Origin of the sequence: Dapis purpurea BLCC-M126, from assembly GCF_050015975.1 — a bacterium.
GTDB lineage: Bacteria > Cyanobacteriota > Cyanobacteriia > Cyanobacteriales > Microcoleaceae > Trichodesmium.
The window spans coordinates 14,207-30,691 of sequence record NZ_JBNHER010000195.1 but is presented as its reverse complement, the minus strand read 5'-3'; the positions used below and the strand labels follow the sequence as shown (position 1 = coordinate 30,691).

General features: G+C 36.3%; 10 protein-coding genes and 1 pseudogene. 2 read left to right on the top strand and 9 right to left on the bottom strand.

The window, feature by feature from the left end; genetic code table 11:
• Window positions 1–651: 651 nt before the first annotated feature.
• The 4 genes from ACP6PL_RS17025 to ACP6PL_RS17010 form a co-directional block, all read right to left on the bottom strand.
• Window positions 652–4,146, bottom strand: a complete 3,495-nt coding sequence (locus ACP6PL_RS17025; RefSeq protein WP_426546451.1) for a choice-of-anchor I family protein — start codon at window positions 4,144–4,146, stop codon at window positions 652–654.
• Window positions 4,147–4,348: 202 nt separating this feature from the next.
• A complete protein-coding gene (locus ACP6PL_RS17020) occupies window positions 4,349–4,561 on the bottom strand; it encodes a DUF6464 family protein (protein WP_426546450.1) in 213 nt (70 codons plus the stop codon).
• A 232-nt stretch (window positions 4,562–4,793) separates the two neighbouring features.
• A complete protein-coding gene (locus tag ACP6PL_RS17015; RefSeq protein WP_426546449.1) occupies window positions 4,794–4,988 on the bottom strand; it encodes a hypothetical protein in 195 nt (64 codons plus the stop codon).
• Window positions 4,989–5,589: 601 nt separating this feature from the next.
• Complete coding sequence (locus tag ACP6PL_RS17010; protein WP_426546448.1) at window positions 5,590–6,510, bottom strand: 2OG-Fe(II) oxygenase; 921 nt, start codon at window positions 6,508–6,510, stop codon at window positions 5,590–5,592.
• A gap of 756 nt (window positions 6,511–7,266) precedes the next feature.
• Here ACP6PL_RS17010 and ACP6PL_RS17005 point away from each other — a divergent pair.
• On the top strand, window positions 7,267–8,190 hold the full coding sequence (locus tag ACP6PL_RS17005) for a nucleoside hydrolase (protein ID WP_426546447.1): 924 nt from the start codon (window positions 7,267–7,269) through the stop codon (window positions 8,188–8,190).
• A gap of 13 nt (window positions 8,191–8,203) precedes the next feature.
• Here ACP6PL_RS17005 and ACP6PL_RS17000 read toward each other — a convergent pair whose 3' ends face one another.
• The 3 genes and pseudogenes from ACP6PL_RS17000 to ACP6PL_RS16990 form a co-directional block, all read right to left on the bottom strand.
• Complete coding sequence (locus ACP6PL_RS17000) at window positions 8,204–10,780, bottom strand: hybrid sensor histidine kinase/response regulator (RefSeq protein WP_426546446.1); 2,577 nt, start codon at window positions 10,778–10,780, stop codon at window positions 8,204–8,206.
• A gap of 7 nt (window positions 10,781–10,787) precedes the next feature.
• A pseudogene (locus tag ACP6PL_RS16995) lies at window positions 10,788–11,762 on the bottom strand (BMP family protein).
• Between the two features lie 745 nt (window positions 11,763–12,507).
• Entirely contained in the window at window positions 12,508–12,903 is a 396-nt protein-coding gene (locus ACP6PL_RS16990) for a BMP family ABC transporter substrate-binding protein (protein ID WP_426546445.1), read from the bottom strand.
• Between the two features lie 461 nt (window positions 12,904–13,364).
• Between ACP6PL_RS16990 and ACP6PL_RS16985 the strand changes: the two genes are divergently transcribed.
• On the top strand, window positions 13,365–14,447 hold the full coding sequence (locus ACP6PL_RS16985) for an ATP-dependent 6-phosphofructokinase (protein ID WP_426546444.1): 1,083 nt from the start codon (window positions 13,365–13,367) through the stop codon (window positions 14,445–14,447).
• Window positions 14,448–14,641: 194 nt separating this feature from the next.
• Here ACP6PL_RS16985 and ACP6PL_RS16980 read toward each other — a convergent pair whose 3' ends face one another.
• Together ACP6PL_RS16980 and ACP6PL_RS16975 are read right to left on the bottom strand one after the other, a co-directional pair.
• Window positions 14,642–14,776 carry a hypothetical protein gene (locus ACP6PL_RS16980; protein ID WP_426546443.1) on the bottom strand — a complete coding sequence of 45 codons (135 nt, stop codon included), beginning with the start codon at window positions 14,774–14,776 and terminating at the stop codon, window positions 14,642–14,644.
• A 522-nt stretch (window positions 14,777–15,298) separates the two neighbouring features.
• A complete protein-coding gene (locus tag ACP6PL_RS16975) occupies window positions 15,299–16,444 on the bottom strand; it encodes a succinylglutamate desuccinylase/aspartoacylase family protein (RefSeq protein ID WP_426546442.1) in 1,146 nt (381 codons plus the stop codon).
• Window positions 16,445–16,485: the final 41 nt, after the last annotated feature.

Genomic DNA, 16,485 nt, shown 5'->3' with positions numbered 1-16,485 from the left:
GGATATGGCGTTTAGCGTTCCGCACAACTTCGTTAACGCTGCGCGACATGAAAAGTGAAGCGGCTCTGCAAGAGCGGGAGACCTCGCCATCCCATCCTGAGAGAATGCTGCCTCTTACAGAGGAGCTGCCTCTTACAGAGGAACTGCCTCTTGCAGAGCCGCTTCGCTAACGCAAACGACCACTCTCTTGGTCGATTGGATATGCCGTTTCGCTGCGCGACATGAAAAGCGTTCGCGGCTCTGTTAAGAGCGGGAAACCTCGGCATCCCACCCTTCGGGAAGCTCCGCTAACGACCGCTTTTTTGCCCTTAAAAGGGGAGGCTTTAAACCAGAATTATTTAATAATTAATAATTGGGTAAGAAGGAAGGAGGAAGAAGAAGTAGCACCAAACCCGGTATAGATATACCCATTATATATAAACCTGTAGATACCTTGTATTCAAGGTATCTACAGGGTTTTCCTAGCTTGATTGCAGGCGGATCTATTTAACCCGAATCTTGTACTGTTATGCTTTTTAACAAAAATAACCACAATACACTACTATTTGGAAGTGGGTTTGGAGACCAAACCCCTACAGTATCTGTAAAATGGTCATTATTACCTCATCTCCCCATCTTCTAAGCAGTATAAGTCCTAACAAGATAGAAATCCTATCTGATGACAAAATCATCCGCTGTAATAGTTGGGTTATCACTTAGAGTGGCAAACTGACCACCATCTCCAAAATCATTCCCACTACCATTAGCATTGTAGAATAGAGCACCATTATTGGAATTGTAGACAATAATAGCTTGACTGGTAGCAGCATCACCATCATTTTCTACGATATCAAAATCGTCTCCTAAAGTTCCACCAGAAGCAGTGGTAATTTCTGTGAAAGTAGTCAAGTCAAGTAGAATCAAATCTTTATCTGGATTAAAGTCTGTAATTTCATCTACCCCTAAGTCTGCTTGACTAAATTCACTATTAGCAGCAAAAATAAAGCGGTCAATACTTGCGCCACCAGTCAGGGTATCATCACCTGCACCACCATTAAGGCGATCGCGACCTTGACCACCACTAAGAGTATCGTCCCCGCTACCTCCTAACATCCGGTCATTACCCAGACGACCAATTAAGGTATCATCTCCATTACCACCAAAAATAGTATCGTTTTCATAACCACCATTCACACGGTCATTACCATCACCACCACTGACATAGTCATCACCACGGTTGCCATTAATCTCATCGTCCCCAGCAGCACCATTAATAGTATCGCTACCGCCGAGACCACTGATAGTATCATTTCCGGTAGTGCCTGGCAAGTCATCAGCCCCTGAAGTTCCTATAATAGTTTCGCCTATACTTTGGTCTGCAGAAAACTCATAAACAGTAGTAGTACCACTAATTTCATTACCAACTACTAATAACGCCTCTCCATTCGGACTATCTTCTGGGGATATAAATACAAAACCTTCCGGTCCTAAATCTCCTGCTGCTGATAGTTGCTCTGGGGTTGGATCTGGGTCACCATCTTCATCAGTATCAAATTCAACCGAGAAGTCACGGTTATTGATGTATTGCACAAAACTTGGTTCATTAGGGTTGCTAACATCATAAACCATAATTCCGCCTGTGCGTTCTAGACCAATAAAAGCATAGGGTGTATCGTCTACAACTCCTGTAGCTATAGCTTCAGGTTCAGGACCAAAGTTATCGCTACGAGTATCAAAAGTATTTTCGTCTCGGTCAGAATTGAAATTAGCTGGTATTTCCTGTGCAGTAATTTTTTCAAAAGCATCTCCACTGTTGAAAACCAAGTTACCAGCACGATCCCAAACACTAAAAGAGCGACCACCATTCGCAAAGATTTGTTCGTAGTCGCCATCACCATCAATATCACCATCTTCCGTTGTCACCCTCAAACGACCTAGAGCAGCATCCTCCTCAAGTGCATCAACATCAAAAACATCGGGATCGAGTACATATTCGTCATCTCCTACCCGCGCTTCTTCGTCAAGAGCGTCAAAAGTTCTGACATCTCCTTCATCTGCTGTAACATAGTAGGTCTCACCTTCTATATCAAAGGAAGCAATACTATCTGGTTGCAATAAACCAAAAACAGGCCAGTTGTTGAAATTAATTCCACCATCTTCATCGCTAGGATCAAGTTCGTTACTTAGTGTTGAGAAATCGATTACACCAAGAACTACTGGTACTGGTTCGGGGTTGAGAGGAACACTACCATCACTATCAATTTGTTCATCTAGGAGACCAAAGTCATTATCATTCAGTACCGCTAACCGTCCATCTGGTAGTAATGATAGACCTTCTACTTTGTCTCCAGCGATATAACCAATGGAAGGTAGGTTAGTTACTTTAACTTTATTAACTGCTTGAATACCTAATTCTGCTAAATCATCTGCAGTTTGCTGTTCTAGGGTTTCACCATCTGGTAAACTTGGCGCGTCATCAGCAAGTAAATTAGTTGCGCCTGTGAGGTCTATTTCAAAGATAAACTTTTTGCCTGTTTCAGTAACAGAGGAATCTCTTTCTACAACAAAGAATTTACCAGTGTCTGGATCGTAGACAGCATCTCCCATTTTATCAACTAATTGACTGCCGTCATCCGGATCTAATGTTGGTTTTTCTAAGAGATAGACATATTCTGCTACAGCTTCTCCAGTATTTGGGTCAATACCTAACATTCGGATGACACTGGAATTGTCTGAAGTGTCGCGATCAGGGTTTGCTAGAGGTGTTTGAATAAAGCTGTAAAGAATACCTTCTTGTGTATCTAAAGCAAGAGCTTCAAAACCACGGTTCCGACGACGGTTAGAATATTCTTCTGGTAGGGTTTCTGTACCAAAAGTTCCTACTGCTTCTCCTGCTAGTGCTGCTGTTCCTTCAGGTACAAAGCGATCTATTAGTGTTCCATCAGTATCAAAGTGGTAAATGGCAGGACGATATTCGTCTACAGTCCAGAAAGTACCATCATTGATGACAATACCTTCCATGTCTGCACCAAAGGGGTCATATGGGAGGAGTTCACCAAAAAGGTCTACAGGTTCTTCATCTACTCCTTCAATATTAGGTAAACCAGTAATGGGAGTTGTACCATCTTGCCTGGTTAAGGGAATTTGTTCAGTTATATCAATATCGCCACTATCTTCATCTAATGTAAAACGAATAATTCTCGCTTGATAGTCTGGCAAAGCAAATGGTCTTTCATTAGCGCCATCACCGTCTACATCTGTGGGTGCTCCATTAGGTCCGCGGTCTGGTACAGTAAGAAATTGTAGGTTGCCGCTTTCGTCTTCACCCTCAAGCCATAATCCTGATAAACCACCTAGGATAATTTCTTGATCCCCTTCAGTTGTACCTAAAACTGGCAGATCAGAAAATTCAAATTGCGTCAGGTTAGGAAGGCCACGACTGTAGTCTTTTACTCCCAATGGTAGAACTTCTACAATTTCTTCATTGTTAATATCTACGACTGCTACAGCATTATTTTCTTGAAGAGTGACGAATGCTGTGGTGTCATCAGGAGAAACAGCGATAAATTCTGGTTCTAGGTCTTGAGCTGCATTTGAGCCAGGTCCGTAGATCCGCACGCCACGGGAACGCAATTCCTCTTCCCGACCAATGAAAGCAGAGAAGTCTGCGGTAGAGACATCTGCATCAGTTAAACTTCCTACTCCACCAGAAATGTCAATAATACTAACGGAACCTTCTGGGTCATTAGTGTAATCATCGTTGGGTTCTCCTTCATTTGCCACTAACACCTTTGTCCCATCCGAGGTAAAGGTCAGCATATCTGGTAATGCACCTACAGTCACTTGACCAAGTTCCTCACCATCAGCATTAAAGAAGACGACTGAACCTGGGTCTTGTGTGACGTTAGCTTCAACTGCTACTGCTACAACACCATTCTCATTAACTGCAACACTATTAGCACCTGCACCGAAAGGGGAAATATCTATTTGATTTATAAGAGTCGGGTTGCTGGGGTCGCTAATGTCTAATACATCAATAGTAGCACTATTGGCATTGACAACAAATACTCTTTGTGTATTTGGGTCATAAGCTGTAATTTCAGCAGCACTCTCATCGAAAAGTCCTGTTTCATAAGTACCTAATGCTCGGAGTTTTGGGTCAGTCATTAATCTTCCTAGTTGTATATATGTTTAATGCACCGAAGGTATATTAACAGCTTATCTTTAAGAAAAGTTTAATTATCTAATTAAAAATAAAACTTGGTTTTTAAACATATAATCAAGGAATTGTCAACTACTCCAGGCGATAGCCTGGTTCAGTAATTATATAGTTGACCCTATTGGGCAATTATTATTATTATCTAAATAACTATTTTTGTGGTTGATAATGATGACATTGGTTGCAATTTCCGGTTGGATTTACAGCACAAAGCAAAAATGGAGAATGAGCGTTATAAATGCAGGTAGCTTTCCGGTCAGTAGTTTTGGCTAATAAATTTAATTTTTGTTGATGGTATGCAATTAGTCTTTTGATCTGACTATGAGATTGTAGTCTCATTCTCTCCATTCCTAAGTTTGTCATTTTTTAAATCTATTTTTATTGTTAATTATCATACTTAAATATACCATAATTAAAGATTAAATTGGTTTTCCATTTAAACTAGATGAGATTAAAAGAACAAGTGGCTTTCACTCCTACTAATCATTTTGGCTGTTCCCTAGCTTAAATCAAGTACCTAAAAGCTTGTTAATAATAAACCTCTCAATTCAATGCGCAAACATAACTTTATAGGAAAATTGGAAAACGAGTTTATTTAACCACGGCTTGTACCTTCTTTATAGGGAACAGGGGGATCTTCGTTAGAATTACTAACAAACTGATGAAAAATTTCTTCTAGTAATTGATCAAAATATTTTACTTCGAGATTATTTTTCATTTTCATATTCGGCAATCCAATGATTAATACCATGAATAATGCCCATAGCACAAAATCAATTTTATGGTACATATAAATCACCTATGAATAATAAGTTTTTTAATTACAAATTAGGGTATGAGTAAAAGTACAGTTATATGAATAGGTAAATTTTTAATTCATGGCTAATCGATGTATATGAATCAGATCAGAATAATTATTAGCTGTTCAATAACTCATACGGTTGTCTAAATTATTCTTCAGGTAAAAAGCTGGGTTTTACGCAAAATCAATTTTTTTTTATTTACGGAATAAGAAATATTCAAGTTGTATGTAATACTTATTGCAATAAGTGGCTCATCAACTGTAAATCAACCCCGAATAACAGGTTAATATTTGCATGGGAGAATGAGGAAATTTAGAAATAGCATCATATTTTGTATTTTATATAAACAATCTCTAAATCTAAATAATTAGCCAAACAGAAAAAAATATTCCTTCTTCTTATACAGTAGGAATATTGTGTGATGGTTGAGTTGGCAAAAAACTGGCAAAAAAAATTATTTATACTGAAGTAAAATAGATCAAGTATGTCATGAAATGAAAAAATCTATCCTCACAGTTTTCATGGCAAATTTCCTCTGCTCCCCTACTATACAATAACTGTTCAACTGGATATTATATGACTCCTTCTTCAAGACACCAATCTTCTAATCCAACCATTAACAGTAAACCGACTATGTTCAAATGCTTTGGAAGGGCAAACTACAGGCATTACTTCATGTCGGCAACGGCTGTTAAAAAAGACGATTGAGTTATTAGCAGGTGTAATAGTTTTATAATTCTGATGATTTATGGCTTCACCACCTTTCAATTCAGTATCATAAATTCTCAGTTCACCCCCAGAAAAAGCTTTAGGTTCTTGATAAAAATAATAAACATAAGTAATTTCTCGACTGGCAGTTTTTTCGCTACCCGCATCATTATGAATTTTGTAATAACATCCATCATTATGTGCCGTTAGTTGCACTTCAATTTCTGATATCTCGAAGGGACGAAAATTTAGTTTGGTTAATGTTTCTGGCAATGTTTCTAATATTTTGCTTTGAATAAGTTCTGATAATTCGGGAAAGTATTGTGAAAATAGTACATAAGATTGGCGGTATTTATCTGCTTTAGTTGTTGTAGTTGATTCAATATATTGGTCTCTTTTTTGAACAGCCTCTTCTATGGCTTTTTGATTGTTTTCAGGTAATAAAAAGTTTGTAATTTCTACATAATTAGCAGATAAAAATTTAGGCTTTACTTCTATTTTTGGTGGCGCTTTAGTAAACTTTTTTTTTCCTAAATTATTTGTCTGTAGTTGATTTAGTTGTTGTTGAGCTTCAGATACTAATGTAGCTGGTGACTGATTATTTTGTTGAGACAAAAGACCTGTCATTTCTAGAATTTTTAAAGCTACTGTTGCTCGTTCTTGTGGCGGAAGCTGTTGATTTTTAAGGATTTCTTCTAAAGTATCAATTGACTGGAGTAGTAATTTATTTACCTTTTCTGTGGCAACAATATTGTTGTGATTAAAGTTGCTATTGTTGTTTACTTGTGGTTCTGTGTACATAATGAAAATCGATAATTTACTAGAGGTTTATAGGGTACCTGTAAATAAAATATTAAATCGTTGTTTAGAGTGGATTAGGCACAGATTAATAGTTAAACTTAATAGTTTGGTGTGATTTGCCGTAACCAACCAATAATCAACCTTACAACAGTTATTAAGATTTATTTTATAGACACCCTCTTAATGATGCTTTATCTTAATAGTTTATCTTACAGCAGGTTCCAAAGTTATGAGCTAAATATAGCAATCCTATTTAAGTTGTAATATTTTGGGAATAATAGCGATTTGCATTTGTGGAGCATTTCGTAGGAAATCACCTGTACAGGATTCATAATTTTCAAGGTTTTCAGCTCAAATTAAATATTATAAAAATTGTCACAACCAATTTAGGATTACTATATATTGATGGAAGTAGAGAAGATGGATATTAGGATAGTTCATTAATGGATAATGGATAATGGATAATGGATAATTACCTCTGGTTAAAACCGAGAGGATTGAAAATTGGGAAATATCCTAGCACTTTTTTTCCCCTTAAAAGGGGAGGCTTTAAACCACAATTATTTAATTATTAATTGATAATTAATAATTCTGTAACAAGCAAACAATATTTACTCCTTCTTCCCTCTTCCTTCTTCCCTCTTCCTTCTTCCTTTTTCCCTCTTCCTTCTTCCTTTTTCCCTCTTCCTTCTTACTTCTTACTTCTTCCTTAAAAACCCTATATAATTCCGATTGAAATCTAATTTTTTAATATCTATGTCCAAAAAACTTGTACTCATGGATCATGACGGTGCTGTAGATGATTTTCTCTCCACTGTTTTACTGATGACTATGGAAAATGTTCAACCTTTAGGAGTAATTGTAACACCTGCTGATTGTTATATTGAACCTGCAATTAGTGCCACTAGAAAAATTTTAGATTTAATGGGGTGTTCTGATGTTCCAGTCGCAGAAAGTACAGTTCGTGGTGTTAATCCTTTTCCAGTTTTATTTAGAAGAGATTCTTTTGCGGTTGACCATTTTCCAATTTTAAATGAGAAAGAAAATATTGATACTATTTTAGTTTCTGAACCTGGTCAAAGTTTCATGGTACGAGTTTTAAAATCAGCACCGGAACCTGTAACATTAATAGTAACTGGTCCTTTAACAACTGTTGCTACAGCTTTAGATATTGCTCCAGATATTGAGTCAAAAATTCAAGAAATTGTCTGGATGGGTGGTGCATTGAATGTACCAGGAAATGTGAGTAAAGATATGGAACCTGGTCAAGATATGTCTGCTGAATGGAATGCTTATTGGGACCCGTTTGCGATTGAGAGAGTCTGGCAAACTCAAATTCCAATTGTACTTTGCTCGTTGGATATTAGTAATAATGTACCTCTAACTTCTGAATTTTCTCGGAAATTAGCTAGCCAAAGAAAGTATCCTATTTCTGATTTTGCTGGACAATGTTATGCGTTGGCAATTTCTCAAGATTATTATTTTTGGGATGTTTTAGCAACTTCTTATTTAGCACATCCAGAATTTTATCAACTCAAAGAATGGGAAACTGTAGTTATTACAAAAGGTGTCAGTAAAGGTCGAATCAAATTAGAAACTGGTGGGCGGAAAATTATGGCGATGGAACAAGTAGATAGGGATAGTTTTTATAATTATATTCTCCAACAATGGGCACGATAGAAATAATTAACAATTAATAATGACCTGGAAGATATTTTTGAATAAATTCTTGAATTTCTTTATCTTGAAAATCTCTTGCCAATTCCTCGACTTTTTGAGTAAACAGTACAAAATTTGGCGATCGCTGTTGAATTAATTTAGCTTGTTTAATAATCCCTTTAAAATGACCTTTCATCGCGAGGTTGTATAAAGATTGCAATTCCTCCAATGGTGGGGGAATTATTTCTCCTTCTGTTATTGCTCTTGTTTCCCTAGATGCAGATTCTATAGTTTCCTGGTAAACCCACTCTAAATTTAGGTATTTTTGCAACTTATTTAATAACTCACTCGCCTGTATTGGCTTAGGTAAAAAGTCGTCTCCTCCTGCTTCTAAACTTTGCTGTTGGTCAAATTCAAAGACACTGGCAGATGAAGCAATGACTACGGTATTTTGTTTCAGTTCTTCGTCCATCTGTATCCACCGCATCATCTCAAAACCATCCATCACCGGCATCACTAAATCTGTAATTACTACATCTGGCTGAGACTCTTGAACTTTCTCCCATCCTTCCTTACCATTGTCTGCTTCTATAACTTCACAACCAATGGGTGTAAGTAGGTTTACAATCACTGAACGATTTTCCAATTTATCATCTACAATTAAGACTTTGGGTGTTGCTCCTTTAATACCAATAATTTGTCTGCGGCGATCGCTTAGACTGGCTTTTTCCCATTCTTGAGATGCTGGTAAGTCTAGCTCAAACCAAAAATTGCTGCCTACTCCTAGTTCACTCTCTACTTGAATATTCCCCCCCATCAGTTGGATAAATTTTTGACTGATGGCTAATCCTAAACCTGTGCCTTCCCCTTGCATTCTCCCTTCTCCTACTTGTTCAAATGGTTGGAAGATATTCTCTAGTTGTTCGTGACTCATACCTATTCCTGTATCCTTGACTTCAAATCTGATTTTATGTTCTAGAGTTTGATTGAGGGTAAAGCTGACGCTGCCATCTTCAGTAAATTTGATGGCGTTGCTGAGTAGGTTGATTAATACTTGTCGCAGTCGTTTTTCATCACCTCTAACTCCTGTCCGTATTTCTGGGTCATAATTATAAATAAAACGTACCCCTTTGAGGTCAGCTTTGATTTGGCAGATTTCTACTACTCCCTGCAAGAGAGCAGGAAGGAAGAAATCATTTGGGTGCAACTCCATTTTCCGAGCTTCAATTTTGGAGAGATCGAGAATGTCGTTAATTAAAGTGAGTAAGTGAGAACCACAACGATAGATAATATCGACTTTGCTTTTTTCTGAGTCTGATAGTGAGGTAAGGCGTTGCATGATTTGAGCATAGCCTAAAATTCCGTTAAGGGAAGTGCGCAGTTCGTGGCTCATGTTGGCGAGAAATTCACTTTTGGCCTGGTTGGCGACTTCGGCTTTTTGTTTGGCTTCAGCTAGTTCAGCAGTGCGTTCTGCAACTCGTTGTTCTAGTTCTTGGTTTGCTGTTTCCAAGGCAGTAAAGGAAGCATTTAACTGAGCCACCATCTGATTAAATACTTCTGCTAAAACGTCTAACTCGTTTTGTGCATAAATTTCTACCCTAACGTCACGGTTGCCAGCACTCAGTTCACTAGCTACTGTAATTAAGCGCTTTAGGGGAATAACTAGATTGCGCGAGAATAAAAAAGCCACTGCAAAGGCGATCGCTAACATAATTACTAATCCCACAATCATATTTAAAATTAACAGATAGACTGGACTATAGGCTTCAGCGATAGGTATTTCTACTATTAGACTCCAGTTAGTACTACGAATGGGAACCACTGTCCCTAATACTTCTGCACCGTACAAACCTCGATATTGGCCGTAGCGCTCGGCTTCTATAGCAGTAAAATCTCTGATGTAAGAGCGGTTAGAAAGGTCTTTTAGTCTCAAGGAGTCTGGAGAGTTACCTGGTTTGGCAATGATACGACGGCGGTTGTCAATGGCATAAGCATAACCTGTCTCGCCAACTTCTGTTGACGAAACGACAAAATCAAGGAATTTGAGGTTAACCTTAGCAAGTAATATTCCATCTACTTCATCTTCTGTGTTGCGAATGGGAACGGTAATGGTAGTTACCAGTTGTCCGATTTTGGGATCGTATTCTACGGGAGCGGTATAATTTTCTTGTTCTTTAAAAGGCCAAGCGAATGCAGGAGTATCGGAGATATTACGTTTCATGGTTTGACGGTAAGGGGAAAAGGTAACGATAAGATTGCCATTGCGATCCATAATGCCTAACAGTTCGTAAGCATCATTATAACGACTGAGACCTTCCAATAAAGCTGTTTGTTGTGACTGGGGAAAATTTGTTAAACCTTTTACTCTGGCGAGATAATCTAATTTTTGTTGTAGGTCTGCTAGATAACTGTCAATTCTATTTGCTGCTACTTGAGCTTGTTGTTTTTCTAGTAGTTGAGACTGTTTTAACTGGGTTTTGAAACTAGAATAAATTAATAGTCCTGCTGTTGCTAATATACTGAAAGCAACTAAACTAACACACCCCCACCGCAGTTGTTTAGTTAGAGAAAATTTTGGAGTTTTGAGTGAAGTCATAGATAGATTATTCATATTTTTCTTAGAGAAGTAAATTGACTTTTTCAGTTAAAATATCATTTTTTGCTTGTTCGACTATGATTTTTTCTTCTGAACTTAAAGCACCTCTAAAAGGAGCTAATTTGATAATTCCATCTCGTACTCCAAACTGATATTTACGCCCTTGCCATCGACCTTCTCGAACTAAAGTTGCTCCTTTTAATAATAACTTTGGTGTATCAATAATAACCCTAGTAATAATTTGTTCTGGACTTCGCTTATATATATCTGAATTCCACTCAATAATAGATATATTATTTGCTTTGGCTATGGGATAAATATTCTTGGTTGCTTTTTCTGCATTTAGCACTAAAACATCTATATCATTTTTTATTAACTTCCGAGCGATCGCCGTTCCTTTTGCAGTATCTGTCCAACTTCCTACCCATTTAATTGTCACATTAATATAGGCTTGAATAGATTTTGCACCTCTTTATAGTAAAGTTGCTTGGGCTTGTATTATACTATAATTTGTACCTCCAATAAAGCCAATTTTATTGGTTTTTGTTTTCAAAGCCGCCACAACTCCTGCTAAATATCTAGCTTCATAACGTTTGTAGTTTAGAACACCTAAATTTTGATTATTGCCATAACTACTACTTGATGTTAATGCAAATTTTGTCTGGGGAAACTCTTTAGCAACAATCTCAATTGCTGATTGAAATGAATCACCATGACCAATAATATAATCAAAACCAGAAAGGGCATACTGGCGTAAAATATTTTTTATTTCTTCTGATTCTAGATAATCTGCTAAATTGTCCTTATAAGCAATTTCAGCATCTAGTTCTGCTTCAATTAATTTCAATCCTTCATAACCACTCTTATTCCAACCGCTTTTATCGATTTTATCAGGCAGCAGAATTGCTACTTTAAAGTTACTCTCAAATCTTGAATTAGTAGATTCTAATTTTGCAGTTTTAATTTCCGTGCTACCGACATTCAAAATCACTAACATAACCAACTGAAATATTTTATTTAACATAGATTCTTGGGTTAATAAAATCTGAATTTATTAGACGATTATCATAACTTAATTGTCAGAAATAATAAGTAATTATTTTTGAGGAAGTAAATTGACTTTATCAGTTAATATATCATCTTTTGCTTGTTTAACTGTAGCTTTTTATTTTGCAGTTAGGGCATACCTGAAATGAGCTAATCTGATGACTCATTCTGTAAAACAAAACCGATATCTACGGCCTTATCAATGACTTTCTGTGACCAAAGTTGCTCCTTTCAAAAGTAACTTTGGTATATCAATAACTATGCTAGTACCGCTACGCGGAAGTCAGAATTCAGAATTCAGAAGCGAGTGTGTAATTCTGAGGTCCCCTCAGAATGTAAGACACACTCAAGACAGTCAGAAGTTTTGATTGGTAAGGCTTTGAGTATTTTGTCACTGGTCACTTATTTCCGTCATCCTGCACTAGTAACAATAATTTCTGGTGCTCAATCGTACATATCTGAATTCCACTCAATAATAGATATATTTGCTAGTTTTGCCAGTGGATATATTTCATCTGTAGCTAGTTTAGCATTTAGTACTAAAACATCAGTACCAGACTCGATTAATTTTCGACCAACTTCTCTTCCTGCTACTTTATTACTCCAACTTCCTAGTACCGCTACGCGGAAGTCAGAATTCAGAATTCAGAATTCAGAAGTTTTGATTGGTAAGGCTTTGAGTATTTTGTTACTGGTCACTTATTTCCGTCATCCTGCACTAGCCATTTTATATCGATATCAATATTAGATTTTGTCCCTAGAGTTCCTTTTTCTAATAAGTTAGCCTGGGCTAGGATTATTTTGTAATTAATACTTCCAATAAAGCCTATTTTATTTATTTTTGTTACTAATGCTGCCACAACTATTGACAAATATCCAGCTTCATGAAGTTTGTAGTTAAGCACGCCTAAATTATGATTATTGCCAGAGTAGCTACTGGATGTTAAAGCAAATTTTGTCCTGGAAAATTCTGCTGCCACTGTCTTAATTGCTGACTCAAATTCTGCGCCATGACTGATAATATAGTTAAACTCAGATTTGGCATATTTACCAGGGCAAACGCATCTTATTTTGAAGTTCTGACAGGGCAAGGATATCAGACTTCTAAGTATTTATATTCATTATCTCTATAAAGCTTAACAGCACAAGTTTCCAGAATTTAGCTCCGTTTGCCCTGGCATATTTACGGATAATTTCTAGTTTTTCAGATTCACTTTTATTGCCTATATTTTCTGCATAGGCAATTTTTGCTTCAAGCTCTGTCTCAATTAATTTTAATCCTTGATAATCACTTTCACTTCAGCTACTCTCATTAATTAAACTTGGAATCAATTATTAAATAATTTTATCTTTTAATTTTTCAGAGATATTCAATTAGCTTCTTTAGATTGACTTAATATCACAAAAGAATATTAGTCTTTGACTATAGTTAATTAATGTGAAAAACCATAGAAATACTGACAATTGATTGGTAAAATCAAAATCGGCAGTTTTCACCTCAGTGTTGAAACTGTCAAAAACTCATATTTTCCATATAGATAAAATCATAATTATGGTAGAGCACAAACGTATTGGTATCCTGACCAGTGGAGGAGATTGTGCAGGCTTAAACCCTGCAATTAGGGCTGTGGTATATCATGCAGTAGGAACTTACAGTTGGGAAGTTGTAGGGATTCGCCAAGCTACTCACGGATTGATGGAGCGCCCCCCACAAACACTCAAACTAGAAATTGAGACAATAGATCCTTTACTAATGTCAGGTGGCACAATTTTAGGAACTACAAATAAAGGCGATCCTTTTGCCTTTCCAATGTTAGATGGTACTTTTTGCGATCGCTCTAAAGAAATTATCGAGGGTTATAATTTACTTGGACTTGATGCTTTAATTGGTATTGGAGGCGATGGTAGTCTGGCTATCCTCCGGAAACTTGCTCAACAAGGAAACTTGAATCTAGTGGGTATCCCCAAAACCATTGATAATGATGTCAACTGTACTGAACTGTCTATTGGTTTTAATACTGCTGTCAAAATTGCCACGGAAGCACTAGATCGCTTACATTTTACTGCTGCTAGTCATAGTCGAGTGATAATTTTAGAAGTAATGGGGCGGGATGCGGGTCATATTGCTCTAAATGCTGGTATTGCTGGTGGTGCAGATGTAATTTTGATTCCGGAAATTCCTTACACAATAAATAACATTTGTAACTATATCCGCAAACGTCAGGATTTAGGTAAAAATTACTCTTTGGTCGTTGTTGCAGAGGCAGTGCGGACTGAAGCAGGGGAGGCGGTGACACAAGATGATTTTTTTGGTAAATCTCGATTTGGCGGTATTGGGCATTATCTAGCCGATAAAATCTGTGCTTGTAGTGGTGCGGAAACTCGTGTTACGGTGTTAGGTCATATTCAACGGGGCGGTGTTCCTTCCCCCACTGATCGCTTAGTTGCTTCAGCCTTTGGAGTTGCAGCAGTCGATCTGATTGCTACAGGAAAATATGACCAGATGGTAACTTGGCAAAATAGACAAGTTGTCAGTGTGCCAATAGCAGAAGCGATCGCTAAGTACAGAGCAGTAGATCCTAATGATACTTTGGTCAAAACTGCTCGAGGCATAGGTATTTGTTTGGGAGATTAAGTCAAATTATCTCTAGACATCTCCATAAAAGAGGGACTAGGGAGTAGGTGGAAAGAATTGATTATTTATGCACGATAATTGATTGTATTTTTGATTATTAGAGATATCTTCTGCTTAAAAGGCATTGTACAATGCAAAAAGTTTGGGATTTTTGAATATACTCCTGTAGGGATTTGGTCTCCAAAGTCTGATCTCTAAACCTTTATCTCCCAGCCCTTATCCAAATCCCTACGGAGGCGATCGCTCAAAAAAAAAGCATATTTACAGATATTGGAATTATGGATACGAATAATCTGATTTTTATCCTCATTCTCAAAAATTAGTGGCATTTTTTGAGTTATTTTTAATGTATGCAGGACTTACGCACTCAAACAAAAAACCAGGTTTATTATCCTGATTATTTTTTCATACCAGGAAATTTCGTTGATAAACTAAGTTTCTGCATAAATTTTGATATATAAGGGTTATATTTATACCAATTTAAAAAAATAATGTTACGAATAGTAAGGGCAATAAAAATATTTTACAGGATATTTACTTTTGACAAAAAAATATGATTTCCTAGTTAAAAAATGATATATAAGCTATTCCCATACGATTCCTGACTCCTGACTCCTGAACTCTAAAAAGTTACCTAGTTATTTGTAGCAAACATTTATCAAATTGGTATTATAGAGGATTTTGAAAAAGGTACTTCTAATATGATAACTAATTATTGGAATTGAATATAAACTTGTGGAGAGGATTTGTAAACCAAACCCCCACAGATTTCTACAGATAATTTCCCAAATTTATAGAATGGTTGATTTTTTGTTTTCAATCAATATTCATCAGGGTTTAGATATTAAACCCTACGGTTTTTCCCAGATAATATCTAAGACAAAATCTCCTTGATTGACAGAATGATTTGTTGAATTATCTAAAACTAAGCCATCTGTTTGGGCAAAAATATCTATAACTTTTGGCAAGTCTTGATTTTTGTTAAAATTCAATATTTGATAAATACACTGATTTTGTTTGACAATTGTACCAGGTTCTACTCGATTTTGAATCATACCACCTACAGGAGCATAATAACTTTTTATCTCTTTTTTAGGAGTAAAAACTATTTGATGATTTCGTAGTTCCATCAAGGGAAATTCTGAGATTTTTAACATCCCTTTATTAGCTAAATAATTTTTCAATCCCTGAATACCTTTTATCACTGATTCGGGGTTCATTGTCATTCCTGAACCTAACTCTAATGTCCATGATTCTATGTCAAATTGAATTGGTTTTCCTAACTTTTTCAAATTTATTTCTAAAGCTAACCAAGGTTTCAAAAATCCTTCATCAAAAGTATTTCCATCATATTCACCCTCACCCATTAAAATTCCATAATCTAGCAGAAACGACCTAGCACTTTCTTCCCTACCATGAAAGCAATAAAGATAATCTAAACTTTGATTAGTTGAACTATGCAAATCTATCACATAGTCTGCATCTAAACATAATGATTGAAGTTTATATCTATATTGTTTATAGAAAGGTGTACCACTAGAAGAATTAATTTTTTCTAACTCTCGATCAAAACTGCGTAATATTTCTTCGCGATAGTTATTTTTGATTTCAGTTTCTGTTAAATCAATTTGACTTTTAGCAAAAGCATCAATATCTACATCTTCCTTCTCATAATCCCAAAATATCCGGTTCCAATCTTTACCATCATAGCTGTTATATCTACCTGATGAAAATTGATGCGATCGCGAATTAACTCCTTCGGGATTACACACAGGTACTAACAATATTTCTCCTATTAGTTGACTATTATCCAAAGTCATTAAAAATTCTATCAAGTGATGAATAACAGCATTACCACTTATTTCTGCTCCATGTAAATTTGCTTGTATATAGGCTTTTTTCCCCTTTTGATTTCCAGTGAATTTATAAACTTGTAAATACATAAAATCCCCAGAAGCAAGTTGTCTTAAAGGTATAGTATAAATATTTGGTTTCATCAATTTTTTGAGGTAATATAGAATCTGTGACAGGGTATAAG

Bases quoted from the DNA above. Each gene is read 5' to 3' on its own strand.
- ACP6PL_RS17020 (WP_426546450.1), bottom strand. From the start codon at position 4,561: ATGACAAACTTAGGAATGGAGAGAATGAGACTACAATCTCATAGTCAG.
- ACP6PL_RS16980 (WP_426546443.1), bottom strand. From the start codon at position 14,776: ATGCCACTAATTTTTGAGAATGAGGATAAAAATCAGATTATTCGTATC.
- ACP6PL_RS16975 (WP_426546442.1), bottom strand. From the start codon at position 16,444: ATGAAACCAAATATTTATACTATACCTTTAAGACAACTTGCTTCTGGG.
- ACP6PL_RS17010 (WP_426546448.1), bottom strand. From the start codon at position 6,510: ATGTACACAGAACCACAAGTAAACAACAATAGCAACTTTAATCACAAC.
- ACP6PL_RS17000 (WP_426546446.1), bottom strand. From the start codon at position 10,780: ATGAATAATCTATCTATGACTTCACTCAAAACTCCAAAATTTTCTCTA.
- ACP6PL_RS17015 (WP_426546449.1), bottom strand. From the start codon at position 4,988: ATGTACCATAAAATTGATTTTGTGCTATGGGCATTATTCATGGTATTA.
- ACP6PL_RS17005 (WP_426546447.1), top strand. From the start codon at position 7,267: ATGTCCAAAAAACTTGTACTCATGGATCATGACGGTGCTGTAGATGAT.
- ACP6PL_RS16985 (WP_426546444.1), top strand. From the start codon at position 13,365: ATGGTAGAGCACAAACGTATTGGTATCCTGACCAGTGGAGGAGATTGT.
- ACP6PL_RS17025 (WP_426546451.1), bottom strand. From the start codon at position 4,146: ATGACTGACCCAAAACTCCGAGCATTAGGTACTTATGAAACAGGACTT.